The organism is Eubacterium sp. AF15-50, from assembly GCF_934835595.1.
GTDB classification, from domain to species: domain Bacteria; phylum Bacillota; class Clostridia; order Lachnospirales; family Lachnospiraceae; genus Eubacterium_G; species Eubacterium_G segne.
In genome coordinates this window covers 1-3,724 of sequence record NZ_CAKVZL010000133.1, presented here as the reverse complement: position 1 = coordinate 3,724, position 3,724 = coordinate 1, and the positions used below count along the sequence as shown (strand labels likewise).

The 3,724-nt window shown below is 36.8% G+C and carries 2 protein-coding genes; both read right to left on the bottom strand.

What is annotated here, in order from left to right:
* The coding region (locus Q5O73_RS10330) for a hypothetical protein (RefSeq protein ID WP_302669641.1) at nucleotides 1–569 on the bottom strand (569 nt) is incomplete at its 3' end.
* 104 nt (nucleotides 570–673) lie between these two features.
* A complete protein-coding gene (locus Q5O73_RS10325; protein WP_302669640.1) occupies nucleotides 674–3,370 on the bottom strand; it encodes a cellobiose phosphorylase in 2,697 nt (898 codons plus the stop codon).
* Nucleotides 3,371–3,724 lie beyond the last annotated feature (354 nt).

Genomic DNA, 3,724 nt, shown 5'->3' with positions numbered 1-3,724 from the left:
CCCCAGAGAGGATACGAATGTACACTGATTATATCAAGATACTTTGCCAGTTTCCCTAATTCCTGCCATTCTATTGCTCCCTCATTGAAGGTAACCGGTTTTCCCGTTCCTGCCTTAAGCCTCTTGGCAAATTCAATAAGCCTTTCCACAGGAACTGTATTGGCTCCCCATTTAGGAGTATTTTCATTCCCTACTGATACAACATTAATAATGTCAGAATTTTCATTGGCAATTCTTATTAATTCATCAATATTGGCATCATTTCTCTTTGCCCTTGCCTTTAACTCTTCATCTGAATAATTTGTCTTAAGCCACGGACAATTAGGATTATTAACTTCCGATATAAGGTCAGGACCCAACATCATCTGCATATCATACTTCATATCCCTTATTACCTGGCATGTCATTTCCGAATATACAATGGGGTCATACATTCTTATGTACTTAAATCCCATGTTGTATAAAATTTTTATGTCCTCTTTTATCTGCTCATATGTAGGGTACGTGCAGGTTTGGGGACTTTGCCCTTCACGATAGCCTGAATAGCAAATTGCTCTTGCCCATTCCATTATATTTCCTCCTCTTGCTAATATGTATTGCCATCAACTTTTGATTAATGACCAGTGATAGGAAACATTTACAAAAAATGAACTTCCTTCGTTTTATTTCCTACCTAACCAAGAACTGCTGTAATTTGCACCTCTTTATTTAATTTGTTAATATCTTCTTTGGCAATAACATCACCATTGCCATACTTCTCATTATTTATATATATTTCCTTTACGGAATACTCACCTGCATCAAGTCCCTTTGGATTTTCATACGTAACATTAATGTTTACGCCACCAAACAGACAGGATGCACCTGCTTTGTTATCCTTAAACTGCTCCTTTAAAAGTTTTGGCTGAAGTTTAAGGTCGCCAAGTTCACCTTTTATACCGTACATTTCATTTAATACCGTAAGAAGTAACCAGCTGGCTGAGCCTGTAAGATAATGATACATTCCCTGACCTCTCTGGTTTACGTACTCTGGAACTCCCGGATAAATACAGCTTACGCTATAGTTGTGACAATGTTTATAAAGGGTATTTATTACTTTATATCCTTCCTTTGCAAAACCTCTTCTGTAAAGTGCATTGGCATACATAACTGCCATATGTGAAAATACTGCTCCATTTTCCTTATGTCCAAATGCGAAACCAAACATTCTTCCCAGATCGGTTTTAACTTCATTAAAGTTTGTGTTTAATCTGTAGCCTCCAATTGTTCCATCATAAAGATAATCGTCTGCCGATTTTACAATTTTTGCCACCTGCTCATCCGTAGCAGTACCTGACATAATGGCAAATACCTGACCTGTAAGCATCATTCTTACTCCTGATGAAAAATCACCTTCAACAGCATTTCCACTATTATCATAATATCCGTTAAACCATGAATTTCCCTCTTTATTGGTAATCCATTCAGTCTTCCTAATATGGTCTGCTATCCATGATGACATTTCATTAAGCACATTGCAAAGCTTTGTACAGTCTACTGATACCTTTTCGCCACTTACCTTGTGCCCCACTGCATTACAATAAGCATTTAGAACTTTATGTTTCTCATCTATGCTGTCATAAACTGTCTTGTCTGCATTTAAGAGAACCTCAATCTCCTTTGCAAGAGAAATGGTATCCTTTCCTGTTTTCTTTGAAAGAGTCATTATATCTTTTGCTAAATCTCTTAAATTTCCGCCATATAACGCTGTGAATGAAACACTTTCTCCACGTTTTTCAGCCATATCAAGACCGTCGTTCCAATCAGCACCACGAAGTCTGATATGGTTATGTTCTCCTACATCATAGAAGGATGTAAGGTGTTGTATAAGTAAATGTTCCACCACAGTTCCCCTGTACGGTGTATCGTCTTCTGATAACTGCATATTGCCTTCACCATCACTCCACAGGTTATCTCTATGCTCACCTCTTCCAATTTGTGCATCCTTAAAATATGTATTTTCTTCATTTAAAAATTCAATATCTCCGGTTTGCTGCATATAAAGGCTTGTAGTTAAGTATGGCCATGCTCCATGATCCATCCACACTCTTACAATATTATTTCTGTCAGCAATAAATTCACCCTGCTTTGAACCTATAATAGTAGCATTGGTTCCGTCAAATCTTACACCTCCAAAGTTGTCAATTAACATCTGACGTACCTGCTTTGGCTCCATAATAAGAAGGGCAAGGCAATCCTGCCATAAATCTCTCCATCCTCTTCCACCTTTTCCATAATCATGATGAGGAAGGAATGAACAGCCATATATTCTTCTAAGCATAGGCTGGAAATTAACCCAATGCATCCAGTTATCAAAATCACTGTCTGCCGAATTGTAACTTACGTTGATTTTATCCTGCCAATATTTTTTAGTTTCTTCAAGAAAGCTGTCAAAAGCCTTTGTGTCAAGGTATTTCTCCCCTAACTTATCTATTTCTTCTTCTGAATTACCATAGCCTAATGCTATAATGTATGTTTTTGTTTCTCCCGGTGAGATTACAGCATCAGCAAATCTCATTGCCGCAACTGTTTCGTAGCCGTCAATTTCTTCACCAATTCCATACGGAAGAGGCAGATTCTTGGCAACCATATATGGATTTTCAAAATTTCCGCCACGTCCGATAAACTCCTCAGTAACAGGACAGAAGCTAATTGGGGAAACCATTACTCCGTCAGTTTCTTCCTTTGCCAAAGCTCCATAATAAACAGTGTTTTTATTGTGTCCTCTCTCATCAAATGTAAGTGTCGGAAAGATTTCTATTCCGTTTTTTACCGTAAATGTTCTGTGAAGCAAAGAGGTAACATGTCTGTGATCTCTTATATTTGAAGCCGAACGTCCATACAAAGGTATAGCTGTAGTAGGAGTAAATTTAATATGTGAATCTGTTATGTTTGTAATTTCTATTTTAGTCAGTTCCACCTTGTCCTTAGTTTCAGGAACAAATGATGTCACTGTAGCTTTAAGCCCTAAATCATCAGATTTTCTCTCTATCTGATGCCACATAATTCCGGCTGTCAGCTTCACTTCTTCTTTATCATCATCAAACAACTTAGCCTGCTGTGCTGCTGAACGTCCTGCCACAGACCAGGCTTTTTTACCTTCAACGTAAATCCAAAAGTTTCTTACTGACTTGTTGTTGTGCAGGTTTTCACTGCTAACCGGCTCTAACAAAAATGTATTCTGGTCTAATTTTATATCTCCCCCTAAATCAGGTGTTATGGAGCTCATAACTCCTGCCTCATTAGCTAACGGAAAATACATATAGCTGGTTAAATCCGGATTATTCAGGGTAAATGTCCCTTTTTTATCTAAATATTTTAAGTTGCCCATTTTATTTCTCCTTTATGACATATTGGTATATCTATATTATCATAAAATCGTTTCATTATAAATATATTAGTGTGTTTTTCTTTATAAAAACACAATAAAAATCTGATTATCCGCTAAAACACAGTATCTATCAGCATTTTCAAGGAAACAAACACATCAATTTACTACTTATTTACTACTAACGAATGAGCCTTGATACGCAAGTTTTCCTAGATATGCAAAGATATGGTACAGCACATCAGTATTGAAACAAGAAAAAATTGAATAACTTATAGACTATGGAACGCCTAAAATGACGTTCCTTTTCTATTTTCAGCCGTTCTTATTGGACGGCTATTTTATTACCCAAAATGA

What these genes read in the sequence shown, in the direction of transcription:
- Q5O73_RS10325 (WP_302669640.1), bottom strand. Translation starts at nt 3,370, where the DNA reads ATGGGCAACTTAAAATATTTAGATAAAAAAGGGACATTTACCCTGAAT.